The 14525-nt window shown below is 35.0% G+C and carries 11 protein-coding genes; 9 read left to right on the top strand and 2 right to left on the bottom strand.

Going from position 1 to position 14525, the window contains the following annotated elements:
- Positions 1–32: 32 nt before the first annotated feature.
- The 4 genes from EV143_RS18500 to uvrB all read left to right on the top strand — a co-directional run bounded on the left by EV143_RS18500 (position 33) and on the right by uvrB (position 3676).
- On the top strand, positions 33–266 hold the full coding sequence (locus tag EV143_RS18500) for a hypothetical protein (RefSeq protein WP_133509426.1): 234 nt from the start codon (positions 33–35) through the stop codon (positions 264–266).
- Entirely contained in the window at positions 251–553 is a 303-nt protein-coding gene (locus EV143_RS18495) for a type II toxin-antitoxin system RelE/ParE family toxin (protein WP_133509425.1), read from the top strand. Before EV143_RS18500 ends, EV143_RS18495 begins: the two co-directional genes overlap by 16 nt.
- A gap of 80 nt (positions 554–633) precedes the next feature.
- A complete protein-coding gene (locus tag EV143_RS18490) occupies positions 634–1572 on the top strand; it encodes an alpha/beta fold hydrolase (protein WP_133509424.1) in 939 nt (312 codons plus the stop codon).
- 112 nt (positions 1573–1684) lie between these two features.
- The gene (uvrB, locus tag EV143_RS18485) at positions 1685–3676 is read left to right on the top strand and encodes an excinuclease ABC subunit UvrB (protein ID WP_133509423.1); all 1992 of its coding nucleotides are present in this window, start codon (positions 1685–1687) and stop codon (positions 3674–3676) included.
- On the opposite strand, the gene EV143_RS18480 is transcribed toward uvrB, so the two are convergent.
- On the bottom strand, positions 3673–4074 hold the full coding sequence (locus EV143_RS18480; RefSeq protein ID WP_133509422.1) for a tellurite resistance TerB family protein: 402 nt from the start codon (positions 4072–4074) through the stop codon (positions 3673–3675). The two genes, uvrB and EV143_RS18480, sit on opposite strands and share 4 nt — an antisense overlap.
- Positions 4075–4131: 57 nt before the next feature.
- Between EV143_RS18480 and EV143_RS18475 the strand changes: the two genes are divergently transcribed.
- From EV143_RS18475 to EV143_RS18465, 3 genes are read left to right on the top strand one after another with little or no spacing between them, the layout of a single operon-like run.
- Positions 4132–4929, top strand: coding sequence for an alpha/beta hydrolase (locus tag EV143_RS18475; RefSeq protein ID WP_133509421.1), 798 nt, complete (start codon positions 4132–4134; stop codon positions 4927–4929).
- 17 nt (positions 4930–4946) lie between these two features.
- The gene (locus EV143_RS18470) at positions 4947–5957 is read left to right on the top strand and encodes a dipeptide epimerase (RefSeq protein WP_133509420.1); all 1011 of its coding nucleotides are present in this window, start codon (positions 4947–4949) and stop codon (positions 5955–5957) included.
- 29 nt (positions 5958–5986) lie between these two features.
- On the top strand, positions 5987–6451 hold the full coding sequence (locus EV143_RS18465) for a DUF1456 family protein (RefSeq protein ID WP_133509419.1): 465 nt from the start codon (positions 5987–5989) through the stop codon (positions 6449–6451).
- Positions 6452–6657: 206 nt separating this feature from the next.
- On the opposite strand, the gene sucC is transcribed toward EV143_RS18465, so the two are convergent.
- On the bottom strand, positions 6658–7851 hold the full coding sequence (sucC, locus tag EV143_RS18460) for an ADP-forming succinate--CoA ligase subunit beta (RefSeq protein ID WP_133509418.1): 1194 nt from the start codon (positions 7849–7851) through the stop codon (positions 6658–6660).
- Between the two features lie 416 nt (positions 7852–8267).
- Here sucC and gltB point away from each other — a divergent pair, with 416 nt between their 5' ends.
- Both gltB and EV143_RS18450 read left to right on the top strand, forming a co-directional pair.
- Positions 8268–12782: a glutamate synthase large subunit gene (gene gltB, locus EV143_RS18455; RefSeq protein ID WP_133509417.1), complete on the top strand. Its 4515-nt coding sequence runs from the start codon at positions 8268–8270 to the stop codon at positions 12780–12782.
- Between the two features lie 106 nt (positions 12783–12888).
- A complete protein-coding gene (locus EV143_RS18450) occupies positions 12889–14343 on the top strand; it encodes a glutamate synthase subunit beta (protein WP_133509416.1) in 1455 nt (484 codons plus the stop codon).
- The last annotated feature ends 182 nt before the right edge of the window (positions 14344–14525 follow it).

The raw sequence follows: 14525 nt of genomic DNA, 5'->3' as shown, positions 1-14525 counted from the left end.
TTGTTTTGTAACTTCGAGTAAATTATACTATTATGAACACTCTGGAACTTAAAAATCTTTTAATATCTGAAATTACCAAAATTGAGGACGACTCATTTTTGTCAGCTTTAAAAATCATTTTAGACAGTAGAAAAAATACTCTTCCTAAAGATTATTTGGAACAATACAATGAAGAACTTAAAGTAGCAGAAGAAGAAATTCAGAATGGAAATTTTTACTCTCATAGTGAGGTTAAAAATAAAATTGAGCAATGGAAAAAGAAATAATTTGGTCCAATACTGCTCAAAATCAGCTTAAAAAAATTTACTTTTATTTAGTTAAACAATCAAAAAATATTCAAACTCCAAACAAAGTAGTTAGTGCTATTCATAGTTCAGTAACAATATTACAAACCAATTGGGAAATCTATGAATTAGATGAAATGAAAAAATCTAATGATGGCAACTACCGTGCTTTTGAAATTTATAATTATAGAATATCTTATAAAATAACCCCAAATGAGATTCAAATTTTAAGAATTAGACATACAAGTCGTAATCCTAAAACATTATAATTATATTACTTTAAATTAAAATTTTGATACTTTAAAAACATACTCAATTAGTACCTTTAAAGTCACCTAATTTTATTACCATGCCAAAATTATACTTTAGAATAGCTTTACTACTTCTATTAACAGGTTGTGCTTCAACAAAAAAAGCTAAGTACGACGATTACGTTTTTCACACTAAAAGTGAACAAAACGCTTACATAAAAACTTACGACAAAGCGCTTAAACTCTGGGATGTTCCGTACACAGAAGAAAATATAAAAACCAGTTACGGAAAAGTTCACGTTATATTGGCGGGTCCAAAAAACGGAAAAGATGTAGTTTTACTGCACGGAATGGATGCCAGTTCTACAATGTGGTACCCAAACATAAAAGCATTAGCAAAAGACCATCGCATTTATGCCATCGACTTTATAATGGAGCCTGGAAAATCAACTTTGACAGCAAGTCCGTTATCTAAAGAACAAATAGTACTTTGTTACAACGAGATTTTCAATTACTACAGATTAAAGAATTTCGACATTGTGGGAGCTTCACGAGGCGGATGGATTGCAACGTTATTAGCCACTCAAAAAATGAATTCGATTGATAAAATCGTTTTATTGAGTCCTGCACAGACTTTTAAATATATTGATAAACCAGGAAAAACAACTTCGGCATTAATGCTAAAACTTTTTCCGAGTGAAAAGAAATTCACAAAAACATTAACCTCATTTTCAACGCATCCTGAAAAAATCAGTCCTGTTTATAAAAGGCAATTTTATTTGGCAAATAAATACGCCAAATCAAATTCGAGCATGCTTAAAATGCAGCCTTTTTCAGATGATGAATTAAGATCAATTTCGAATCCGGTTTTGGTTTTAATTGGCGATCATGATGTTATAAATGGTGATGACAGTTTAATAAGAGCAAAAGAATATTTAACGCATGGCAAAATTAAAACTGTAAAAGATGCCGGTCACTTTTTAACTATTGATCAGTCTAAAATAACCAATGATGCCATTATTGAGTTTTTAAAATAAGTTCTTAAAATTAGTAGCCATGAATTCTTCAATTTATGGCTATTTTTTTTATCCTTTTTTATTAGCATTCAAACTTTGTATCTTTACAAAACAAAATTTTCATCAGTCAAAAATGAATTTCCAAGTATCATCAGAATATAGTCCAAAAGGAGATCAGCCACAAGCGATTCAAAAACTTGCACAAGGTATTATCGACGGCGAAAAATTTCAAACCTTATTGGGAGTTACAGGTTCAGGTAAAACATTTACCGTGGCCAATGTTATTGAAGAAGTGCAAAGACCGACTTTGGTTTTAGCACATAACAAAACTTTGGCGGCGCAATTATATTCAGAATTCAAACAGTTTTTTCCAAATAATGCTGTTGAATACTTCGTTTCTTATTACGATTATTATCAGCCCGAAGCTTTTATGCCCGTAACTGGTGTTTTCATTGAAAAAGATTTATCTATCAACGAAGAGCTTGAAAAAATGCGTTTGAGCACTACTTCTTCCCTACTTTCAGGACGTCGTGACATTTTGGTTGTTGCATCTGTTTCTTGTTTGTATGGTATTGGAAATCCTGTTGAATTTAAGAAAAACGTAATTGAGATAAACAGAGATCAGGTTATTTCGAGAACAAAATTATTACACAGTTTAGTTCAGAGTTTATACGCCAGAACCGAAGCCGATTTTAATCCCGGGACTTTCAGAATAAAAGGCGATACTGTAGAAGTGTATCCAAGTTATGCTGATGATGCGTACAGGATTCACTTTTTTGGAGATGAAATTGAAGAAATAGAATCATTTGATGCTAAGACATCTCAAGTCATTGAAAAATTTAAGAAACTAACGATTTATCCCGCCAATATGTTCGTGACTTCTCCGGATGTACTCCAAGGTGCTATTTGGGAAATTCAGCAGGATTTGGTTAAACAAGTTGATTACTTTAAAGAAATAGGCAAACATTTAGAAGCCAAACGTTTGGAAGAAAGAACCAATTTCGATTTAGAAATGATTCGCGAATTGGGTTATTGCTCCGGAATCGAAAATTATTCCCGTTATCTTGACGGAAGACAAGCTGGAACAAGACCTTTCTGTTTATTAGATTATTTCCCAAGTGATTTTTTAATGGTTATTGATGAAAGTCACGTTACGGTTTCGCAGGTTCACGCCATGTACGGAGGCGACCGCAGCCGTAAAGAAAATCTGGTTGAATATGGTTTCCGCTTACCTGCCGCAATGGATAACAGACCTTTAAAATTTGAAGAGTTTGAAGCTTTGCAAAATCAGGTGCTTTATGTTTCTGCAACACCAGCAGATTACGAATTACAAAAATCTGATGGTATTTATGTTGAACAAATTATTCGACCAACAGGATTATTAGATCCTATAATTGAAGTCAGACCAAGTTTAAATCAGATTGATGATTTAATTGAAGAAATTCAGGTTCGCTGCGAATTAGACGAAAGAGTGTTAGTAACCACTTTGACAAAAAGAATGGCCGAAGAATTGGCAAAATACTTAGCTAAAGTTGGTGTTCGCTGTCGTTATATCCATTCTGAAGTTGATACTTTAGAACGTATCGAAATCATGCAGGATTTACGAAAAGGTATTTTTGATGTCTTAATTGGTGTTAACTTACTTCGTGAAGGTCTTGATTTACCAGAAGTTTCGCTTGTTGCGATTCTTGATGCTGATAAAGAAGGTTTTTTAAGAAACCACAGATCTCTTACACAAACGATTGGACGTGCTGCGAGAAATTTAAACGGAAAAGCAATTTTATATGCTGATAAAGTTACAGCAAGTATGCAGAGAACAATCGACGAAACTGCTTATCGCCGAACCAAGCAAATTAATTATAATACTGAACATGGTATTGTACCACAGGCATTAAACAAAAAAATCGAAAGTGCTTTTACCAAAAATCCTTTGGTAGAATACGAACTTGGACATACTTTATCTGTCGCAGCCGAACCGGAAACAGCTTACATGTCGAAGGGGGATTTAGAAAAACTGATTCGTGAAAAACGAAAATCGATGGAGAAAGCAGCAAAAGAATTAGACTTTTTACATGCTGCAAAATTGCGTGACGATATTAAAAAACTACAGGAACAATTGCCTTAATTGTGTTGTTCCTGAAAAACTTTCAATAATAATTTAGGATCAATTATAGCATTTGGCGCTTTCTTCATTAAATCTAAAATACGTTTTGTTGCGCCGGGATTCAAACCCATTTCAATCGCAATTTGTTGTATCGCCTTTGCTTCTTTTTCATGCAAAACGCCATCACAATGCATAATCAAAGCCAGTCTGTAAAATTGCTGAATACGCTGAAACTCTGATTTTATAACTTGAGGTGTTATTTCCTGATGAAATAAATCCTGAAAAAGCTTGTGATCAATATTTAATTCCTGAGCGACCAGCCACAAAAATTCCAGTTCGCGTTTATGCAATTGCCCATCCACAGTCGAGAAAGCAATCATTTCTAAAAGTAAACTTCTCTTTTCTTCTTCGGTATTCATCAAATTTATTATTTTTAGCTAAAATATTGTTTTTAAATCTAAAACACAAAAGAACTTATGCTCAGAGGATTTCTAGTATTTTTATTTCTATGGATAATCGCTAACGGAAATGCACAGGAAAGTACGGCATCAAAAAATGTTTCGACGTTTGCTATCGAAGCACCTCAGCTAAAAACAACCAAAAAAATCTGGATTTATTTACCTGAAAATTACTCTGCATCAATCAAAAAATACAGCGTAATTTACATGCATGATGCTCAAAATTTATTTGACTCGAAGACTTCGTATGTTGGCGAATGGAATGTAGATGAGAAACTGGATAGCCTAAAAGCGCAAGTAATAGTTGTTGGAATTGAACATGGAAACGACAAACGAATCGATGAATTAACGCCTTATAAAAATGAAAAATACGGCGGAGGAAATGCCGATTATGTCGATTTCATTGTAAAAACCGTAAAGCCGTATATTGATAAAAACTACCGAACGAAAACAAAAGCTAAGAATACCATTATTATGGGAAGTTCACTTGGCGGTTTGGTTTCTTATTATGCCATTCTAAAATATCCTGAAGTTTTTGGAAAAGCAGGAGTTTTCTCGCCTTCATTTTGGTTTTCAAATGAGATTTATACTTTAGCCGAAAAAGCTCCCAAAATAAAAACGAAAATTTATTTTTTATGTGGAGATAAAGAAAGTGATGACATGGTAAAAGATGTAGCCAGAATGGAAAAACTCTTAGATACAAAACGCTGTTATTGTTTGCACCTCAACAAAACTACGATTGTAAAAGGCGGAGAACATAATGAAAAACTGTGGCGTGATGGTTTTGTAAAAGCCTTATTGTGGTTAGGTTATTAAGATAAAAAGGATATTCTATGAAATTGATATTGAGAGCCTACGACCTTAAGTTAAAACACACCTTTAGAATTTCAAGAAAATCAATCGATTTTCAGCCTTCACTTATCGTTGAATTACAAGAAGATGGCTTTTCGGGTTTTGGAGAAGCAACTTCAAATCCGTATTACAACATTACAATTGAAATTCTGCAAAACGATATTGAGCAAATTCGGGAAGTGATTGAAAAAACTACAAATGAATCTCCAGATGAATTTTGGAACAAAATAAGTCCGCTTTTAGCGAATAATCCTTTTGCTTTATGCGCATTAGATAATGCTTATAATGATTTGTACGCGCGTAAAAAAGGCAAGAAATTATACGAATTATGGAATTATGATATCTCGCACAATCCGTTAACCAATTATACTATTGGAATTGGGACTATCGAAAACATGATAGCCAAAATGAAAGAACTTCCATGGCCGATTTATAAAATAAAACTCGGAACTCCCGATGATATTGCCATTGTAACCGAATTACGAAAACATAGCAATGCGATTTTTAGGGTTGATGCTAATTGCGCCTGGACTGTTGATGAAATGTTATCTAATGCCCTAATTCTAAAAGATTTAGGTGTTGAATTTATAGAACAACCTTTGAAAGCCAATGACTGGGAAGGACAAAAACAAGTTTTTAAAAACTCCGTTTTGCCTATTATGGCTGATGAAAGTTGCATTGAAGAAGCTGATGTCGCTAAATGCTACAATCATTTTCATGGTGTAAATATTAAACTAATGAAATGCGGCGGAATTACGCCTGGAAAAAGAATGATTGCCGAAGCAAAAAAGTTAGGTTTAAAAACGATGGTTGGCTGCATGACTGAATCTACTGTTGGAATTTCTGCAATTGCACATTTACTTCCTGAATTAGATTATGTCGATATGGATGGCGCTTTATTACTGGCAGAAGATATTGCAAGCGGCGTTACCATCAAAAACGGAAAAACCTTTTATCCTGACAGGACGGGAACAGGCGTAATTTTGTTCTAAAATAATGTACCTTTGTAAAAAATTAAACGATGACGAATAACGATATCTTAAAAAAACTTCGCGTGGCTTTAATGCTCCGTGATGACCAAATAGTTGAAATTTTAGAATTGGTAGATTTTAGAATTTCAAAATCAGAATTAGGCGCTTTTTTTAGAGCTGAAGATCACGAGAATTATATGGAATGCGGTGATCAGGTTTTAAGAAACTTCCTGAACGGATTGGTAATTCATTTAAGAGGAACAAAAGAAAATCCTAAAAACCCAAATGATGTTTTAGCGAAACATAAAGCAGAAATTCCTAAAAAAGAAACTTCTAAAGAAAGACCGGAATTTAAAGCAAGTGCAAAAGATGCTGAAAAAGGAAGAGGCGATCAAACACCTTCTAAATCTGGACCTGCTGCTAAAAAACCTTTTAAGAAAAACAACTCGAAAACGGCACCTAAAGTTCAGGTTGTAGAGAAGGTTATTTACAAAAACGGTAAGAATAAAAAGTAATTTAACCGCAAAGACGCAAAGGTTTTTTATTTAAAGATTATATATAAACGCAAAGTTCGCAAAGCTGTAATGATAAAGCTTTGCGAACTTTGTGTTTGTAAACATAACCAAGATAAAATCTTAGCGCTCTTTGCGGTTAAAAAAAATGCAAAAAAAATCCCTCCAAATATTGAAGGGATTTTTTATATAATTGATTTCTTATTTGATTAAGATAATGCAGCTTTAACTTGATCTGCAGCTTCTTGAAATTGAACAGCTGATAAAATTGGCATACCAGAATTGTCAATTAATTCTTTTGCAATTTCAGCATTTGTTCCTTGCAAACGAACGATGATTGGCACTTTAATAGCGTCACCCATGTTTTTGTAAGCATCAACAACACCTTGAGCAACACGGTCACAACGAACGATTCCTCCGAAGATGTTAATCAAAATAGCTTTTACGTTTGGATCTTTTAAGATAATACGGAAAGCAGTTTCAACACGTTTAGCATCAGCAGTTCCACCAACGTCCAGGAAGTTAGCAGGCTCAAAACCAGCGTATTTAATTAAATCCATTGTTGCCATTGCAAGACCAGCTCCGTTTACCATACATCCAACTGTACCGTCAAGATCTACGTAATTTAAACCTACTTCTTTAGCTTCAACTTCGATTTGATTCTCCTCACGGATATCACGCATTTCAGCATATTTTGGTTGTCTGTATAAAGCATTATCATCGATATTTACTTTAGCATCTACAGCCATAATTTTATTGTCTGAAGTTTTCAAAACCGGGTTGATTTCAAACATAGAAGCATCAGAACCAATGTAAGCATTGTATAATGAATCGATGAATTTCACCATTTCTTTGAAAGCATTTCCAGAAAGCCCTAGGTTAAAAGCAATTCTTCTTGCCTGAAAACCTTGTAATCCAACAGAAGGATCAATTTCTTCAGTAAAAATTAAGTGTGGTGTGTGCTCAGCAACTTCTTCAATATCCATTCCACCTTCAGTAGAATACATAATCATGTTGCGTCCTGTAGCTCTATTCAATAAAACAGAAACATAAAATTCAGAAGTTTCACTTTCACCAGGATAGTAAACATCTTCAGCAACTAAAATAGTGCTCACTTTTTTACCTTCAGCAGAAGTTTGAGGTGTAATTAATTGCATTCCGATAATTTGTCCTGCAATTTCTTCAACTTGTTCCAAGTTTTTAGCCAATTTAACTCCACCGCCTTTTCCACGTCCACCTGCATGAACCTGTGCTTTTATAACATGCCATCCTGTACCAGTTTCGGCAGTTAATTGTTTTGCAGCTTCCACAGCTTCAGCTGCACTATTAGCTACAATTCCGCGTTGAATGCGTACTCCGTAACTCGCTAAAATTTCTTTTCCTTGATATTCGTGTATGTTCATAATATAGAATTTGTCTGGTTCTGAATTTAGTTCAGAATAAAAGTGCGACAAAAATAGCAAAATTCAACTTAATAGTAAAATGTTTTTCAATTAAAAAAACCTACTTCATTTATATTAGAGCGTTATTCTTTTTGAAAGGAAACAAATGGTTAAACTATTGCATGCAAATTGTTAACTAAAAAACACTATTTCGTTTGAAATTTAACAAAAACTCCAATGATTTCAATAGCTCCGAAAGGATTTTTCCACATATTATCTAAAACATATTGTGATTTTATCATTTAGCAATGCTTTCTAAGAAATTATTATCATTTAAGAACTCTTTTTCTAATATTACAACAAAAATGTAAGTCAAATTAGAATTTCACTACATTATATTTAACGAAATCCGTATTTTTGAAGAAAAAATATCAAGAATGAAAGTTAAAGAACAAGGGCTTTATTTGCCTGAATTTGAACACGACAATTGTGGTGCAGGATTTATTTGTAATTTGAATGGTATTAAATCTAATGATATCATTCACAAAGCATTGGATATCTTAATAAAATTGGAACATCGTGGTGCAGTTAGTTCTGACGGAAGAACTGGAGATGGAGCTGGAATTTTATTTGACATCCCACATGCCTTTTTTAAAAAAGTATGTGATTTTGAAATCCCTGAAACGCGCGAGTATGCAGTAGGAATGGTTTTTTTACCAAAAAGCAAAAACCAGGTTTCTTTTTGCATGAACGCTTTCGAATCAACTATTAAAGATCAGAATTTAAAGATCTTAGGATGGAGAGACGTACCTGTTGAAGTTGAAAATTTAGGGCAGATTGCCGCAGAAAAAGAACCATCAGGTAAACAGGTTTTTGTTAGCAAAAACGGTCAGGATTTAACCGAACAAGAATTTAATGCAAAACTTTTTGCAGCTAGAAAAATTGCTGAACATGCGATAAGAGGATCTAAAACTTCTGAAAGCCACATGTTTTATTTCTCTAGTTTATCAACAACTACTATAATATATAAAGGTCTATTGATGCCGGAAGACATCAGCCGTTATTATGTTGACTTAAAAGATCCAGATTTAGTGACTCGTTTGGCGTTAGTTCACCAGCGTTTCTCTACTAATACTTTCCCTTCATGGGAATTAGCACAGCCATTTAGATACATGTGTCATAATGGTGAAATCAACACACTTCGCGGAAACGTTAGCCGTATGCGTGCTCGTGAAGAACTTATGCAAAGCAAAGTTTTTGGCGACGATATCAAAAAATTATTCCCAATTATCTTAGAAGGAAAATCAGATTCTGCTTCTATGGATATGGTGGTTGAACTTTTATTAATGACAGGTCGTTCGTTACCGGAAGCGATGATGATGGTAGTTCCTGAAGCTTGGGAAAAGCACCAAACCATGTCTCCGGAAAAGAAAGCATTCTACGAGTTTAACGCTTGTATTATGGAACCTTGGGATGGCCCTGCTTCTATTCCGTTTACAGACGGAAATGTAATTGGAGCTTTATTAGACAGAAACGGATTGCGTCCATCTCGTTATACCTTAACACATAGTGGTTTCGTAATCATGTCATCAGAAATTGGTGTCTTAGATATCGATCCCGAAGATGTAATTCAGCACGGTCGTTTAGAGCCGGGAAAAATGTTCCTGGTAGATATGAACGAAGGCCGTATTATTGAAGACGAAGAAGTTAAAAAAGCAATCGTAACAAAACGTCCTTATAAAGAATGGTTAGATGCCAATTTATTGCCTTTATCTAAAGTTCCTTACACCAATAATCCTACTCCGGTTGAAAAATTAGATTTCTTAACCAGACAAAAATTATTTGGTTACACGATTGAAGATTTAAAAACAATCATCAACCCAATGGGAGGTCAGGGAGCTGAAGCAATCAGTTCTATGGGTAACGACACGCCTTTGGCAGTATTGTCAGACCAGCCGCAATTATTGTACAATTACTTCAAACAATTATTTGCTCAGGTTACCAATCCGCCTTTGGATGGTATTCGTGAGGAAATCATTACTGATATCAGTTTAGCAGTTGGTGGAGATTTTAATATTTTTGAAATTGAATCAAAACAATGTAAAAAATTAAAAATTCAGAATCCGGTTATTTCAAACGAGGATTTAGATAAAATCAGAAACATTGATCACGCTGATTTTAAATCGGCTACTATTTCTACCTTATATAAAATAGAAAAAGGAGTTAACGGTTTAGAGCGCGCGCTTGAAAAATGTGTTCAGGCAACTTTTAAAGCTGTTTCTGAAGGATGTAATGTAATTATATTATCAGACAGAGGCGTAAGCGAAGAATTTGCTCCAATACCAATGTTATTAGCTTGTTCTTACATTCACCACTCTTTGAATATTTTACAGGTTCGTTCTAAATTCGGAATCATAATCGAATCTGCAGAGCCTCGTGAACCGCATCATTTTGCTTTATTGTTCGGATATGGCGCAAGTGCGATTAATCCATACATGGTAAACGAAATCATTCACGATCAGGTAAACCAAGGATTTATTAAAGGCGTAAAAGCTGATTATGCGATTGTAAATTACAACAAAGCGATTGCAAAAGGAATCGTGAAGATCATGAACAAAATTGGTATCTCGACGTTACATTCGTACAGAGCTGCTCAAATTTTCGAGATTTTAGGTTTAAACAAAACATTTACTTCAAAATATTTCCCATACACACCTTCAAGAATCGAAGGAATTGGTTTGAATGAAGTGGAGAAAGAAGTGAAGAAACGTTTCCAAAAAGCATTTCCAAATTCAAAAGTGGCCAACTTGCTTCCTTTAGAAATTGGAGGAATTTACAGATGGAGACGTGGTGGAGAAAAACACATGTTTAATCCAACAACAATTGCAAAATTGCAACAGGCCGTTCGTTTGAACAGCCCGGAAAGTTATAAAGAATACTCTAATATGGTTAATGAGCAAAGCTCTAACTTAATGACTATTAGAGGTATGTTTGAATTTAATAATTTAGACCCAATTTCTATTGATGAAGTAGAACCCTGGACAGAAATTGTAAAAAAATTCAAAACCGGTGCAATGTCTTATGGATCTATTTCCAGAGAAGCACATGAGAATTTAGCAATCGCCATGAACAGAATTGGCGGAAAAAGTAATTCTGGAGAAGGTGGAGAAGATCCTAAACGTTTCCAGAAAGAAATTAACGGAGATTCCAGAAACAGTGCGATCAAACAAGTGGCTTCGGGACGTTTTGGTGTTTCGATTAATTATTTGACGAATGCTAAAGAAATTCAGATTAAAATGGCTCAGGGTGCAAAACCTGGAGAAGGTGGACAATTACCTGGAGAAAAAGTAGTGCCATGGATTGCGGAAACCAGAAACTCTACGCCTTATGTAGGTTTGATTTCGCCTCCGCCACACCACGATATTTATTCTATTGAGGATTTGTCTCAGTTGATTTTCGACTTAAAAAATGCCAATCGTGAAGCGCGTGTAAACGTAAAATTAGTTTCTGAAGTTGGTGTTGGAACGATAGCTGCCGGTGTTGCCAAAGCAAAAGCTGACGTTATCCTGATTTCAGGTTATGACGGAGGAACTGGTGCTGCACCATTAACATCATTACAACATACAGGAATTCCGTGGGAACTTGGATTAGCCGAAGCACAACAAACTTTGATCTTAAATGATTTAAGAAGCCGTGTAGTTTTAGAATGCGACGGACAATTGAAAACAGGTCGCGACGTTGCAATTGCTGCTTTATTAGGAGCCGAAGAATTTGGTTTTGCAACCGCACCTCTTGTAGCTTCTGGCTGTATCATGATGAGAGCTTGTCACTTAAATACTTGCCCGGTTGGTATTGCTACTCAGGATCCTGAATTGAGAAAAAAATTCAAAGGAACTCCGGAGCACGTCATCAACTTCATGTATTTTATTGCTGAAGAGCTTAGAGAAATCATGGCGCAATTAGGTTTCAGAACCTTAAAAGAAATGGTGGGTCAGTCACAAAAATTAAATGTGAACAAAGCTATCAAACATTACAAAGCCAATGGTTTAGATTTATCATCAATTCTATACAAACCGGAAAAAGCAAAAACAGAGCCAATTCACAATACAACAACACAAGATCACCAACTTGAAAACGTATTGGATTTTGCTATTATCAAAGAAGCGATTCCGTCTATTTATAGAAAAGAAAAAACAAGAGTTACATTTAAAATTAAAAATACAGACCGTTCTGTAGGTGCCATTTTGAGTAATGAAATCTCAAAAATATATGGCGCACAAGGATTACCTGATGACACTATTTTAGTTGATTTTGAAGGTTCTGCCGGACAAAGTTTTGGTGCTTTTGCAACAAACGGATTGTCGTTTAAAATTCACGGAAACTGTAATGATTATTTAGGAAAAGGACTTTCCGGAGGAAAACTAATTGTTAAAGTACCTCCTACTGCAACTTTCAAACCTGAAGATAACATCATTATCGGAAACGTTGCTCTTTACGGAGCTATTACCGGAGAGGCTTATATTAATGGTATAGCCGGTGAGCGCTTTTGTGTGAGAAATTCCGGAGCAACTGCGGTTGTTGAAGGAATTGGAGATCACGGATGCGAGTACATGACGGGTGGAACTGTTGTTGTTTTAGGAAAAACAGGAAGAAACTTCGCAGCTGGTATGAGCGGTGGTGTAGCTTATGTTTATGATCCACGTCAAAAATTCGATTCGACAGTTTGTAACATGGAAATGGTTGCATTTGACCCGATCGAAGATGATGATGTAATCAAACTAAGACGATTAATCAAAAACCATTCATTGTACACCAGCAGCCCATTAGCAAAAAGAATTTTAGCAGACTGGGAAAATGAACAGAAACATTTCGTAAAAGTAATGCCAACCGATTACAAAAAAGCATTACAACGAATTGCAGAAGAGAAAAAAATAGAAGAATTAATTGCTTAATAAAAATCAATTTCAAAAATCAATTTCAATTACAATGTCTTCCTGAGCGAAGTCGAAGGATTTGGAATTTGGAATTTAAAGAAATTGGAATTTTAATTAAAATGTCATGGGTAAAATAGGCGGATTTAAAGAATATAACAGAGCCGACGAAAGTAATTTAGCAGTTGCAGTACGTGTTTCAAACTACAACGAATTTACTATTCCGTTAGCAAAAGATAAAGTAAAAGAACAAGGTTCAAGATGTATGGATTGTGGTATTCCTTTTTGCCACAGTGCTTGTCCGTTAGGAAATTTAATTCCTGACTTTAATGACATGGTACATCAGGAAGAATGGCAAAGTGCATTAGAGATTTTACAGTCTACTAATAACTTTCCTGAATTTACAGGTCGCTTATGCCCTGCTCCATGTGAGAAATCATGTGTATTAGGAATCATAAAAGATCCTGTATCGATCGAAAATATTGAGAAAAATATTGTTGAAATTGGTTTTGCCGAAGGTTGGATTAAACCTCAGCCACCAAAAACAAGAACAGGAAAAACAGTGGCCGTTATTGGTTCAGGACCTGCAGGACTTGCAGCAGCGCAACAATTAAACAGAGCGGGTCACACCGTAACTGTTTTTGAAAGAGACAATGCAATTGGAGGTTTATTACGTTACGGAATTCCGAATTTCAAACTAGAAAAAAGCATTATCGACAGACGTGTAGCGATTCTTGAAGCGGAAGGAATCACTTTTAAAACTGACGTAAATGTTGGTGTAAACTTTAGCGTAGCAGAATTAAACACTTTCGATTCTATCGTTTTATGTGGTGGTGCAACTGAGAGAAGAAGTTTGCCAACTAAAGGAATAGAAAGCAAAGGTGTTGTTCAGGCAATGGATTTCCTAACGCAACAAACTAAAGTTGTATTAGGAGAATCAATTCCGGATCAAATTAAAGCAACAGGAAAAGATGTAATTGTAATTGGCGGTGGAGATACAGGTTCAGATTGTATTGGAACTTCAAACCGACACGGAGCAAAATCGGTAACGAATTTTGAAATTTTACCAAAACCTCCAGTTGGAAGAAGCGAATCTACGCCTTGGCCTTTCTGGCCGTTGCAGTTAAAAACATCTTCTTCTCACGAAGAAGGTTGCGACAGAAATTGGTTAATTAATACTAAAGAATTCATTTCTAATAGCAACGGAGAATTAACCGGATTAAAAACTGTTGAAGTTCAATGGAAAATGACTCCGGGACAAAGACCTGAATTAATCGAAAAAGAAGGTTCTGAAAAAATCTGGCCTTGCGATTTAGCTTTGTTAGCTTTAGGATTTACAGGTCCGGAGAAAACATTAAGCGAGCAATTAGGCCTTGAATTAGATATGAGAAGCAATTATAAAGCGAAAAATTATCAAACCAATGTTCCTCACATTTTTACCGCTGGTGATATGCGAAGAGGACAATCGTTGATTGTTTGGGCTATTTCTGAAGGCCGCGAAGCAGCAAGAGAGGTAGATTTGTTCTTAATGGGTTCAACTAATTTACCTACGAAAGGAAACGGAGATTTACCGAGTTTATAGTTTTTAGGGCTCAAAGGTTCATAGCAACAAAGGGACAAAGGTTAGAATAATCAAAGTAAAAACTTTGTTCCTCTGAGCCTTTGTCCCTTTAAACCTCAAAAAAGATTTATAAAAATCTTTTTTAACCGACTTTTTGTTTAAAAACAAACAATTTGTTATAATTTGTTATTTTTCTACAATTA

Source organism: Flavobacterium chryseum (assembly GCF_004362015.1).
Classification (GTDB): domain Bacteria; phylum Bacteroidota; class Bacteroidia; order Flavobacteriales; family Flavobacteriaceae; genus Flavobacterium.
The sequence above is the reverse complement of the archived record's forward strand: the minus strand, read 5'-3'. Positions and strand labels throughout refer to the sequence as shown.

Bases quoted from the DNA above. Each gene is read 5' to 3' on its own strand.
- EV143_RS18500 (WP_133509426.1), top strand. From the start codon at position 33: ATGAACACTCTGGAACTTAAAAATCTTTTAATATCTGAAATTACCAAA.
- EV143_RS18495 (WP_133509425.1), top strand. From the start codon at position 251: ATGGAAAAAGAAATAATTTGGTCCAATACTGCTCAAAATCAGCTTAAA.
- EV143_RS18490 (WP_133509424.1), top strand. From the start codon at position 634: ATGCCAAAATTATACTTTAGAATAGCTTTACTACTTCTATTAACAGGT.
- uvrB (WP_133509423.1), top strand. From the start codon at position 1,685: ATGAATTTCCAAGTATCATCAGAATATAGTCCAAAAGGAGATCAGCCA.
- EV143_RS18480 (WP_133509422.1), bottom strand. From the start codon at position 4,074: ATGAATACCGAAGAAGAAAAGAGAAGTTTACTTTTAGAAATGATTGCT.
- EV143_RS18475 (WP_133509421.1), top strand. From the start codon at position 4,132: ATGCTCAGAGGATTTCTAGTATTTTTATTTCTATGGATAATCGCTAAC.
- EV143_RS18470 (WP_133509420.1), top strand. From the start codon at position 4,947: ATGAAATTGATATTGAGAGCCTACGACCTTAAGTTAAAACACACCTTT.
- EV143_RS18465 (WP_133509419.1), top strand. From the start codon at position 5,987: ATGACGAATAACGATATCTTAAAAAAACTTCGCGTGGCTTTAATGCTC.
- sucC (WP_133509418.1), bottom strand. From the start codon at position 7,851: ATGAACATACACGAATATCAAGGAAAAGAAATTTTAGCGAGTTACGGA.
- gltB (WP_133509417.1), top strand. From the start codon at position 8,268: ATGAAAGTTAAAGAACAAGGGCTTTATTTGCCTGAATTTGAACACGAC.
- EV143_RS18450 (WP_133509416.1), top strand. From the start codon at position 12,889: ATGGGTAAAATAGGCGGATTTAAAGAATATAACAGAGCCGACGAAAGT.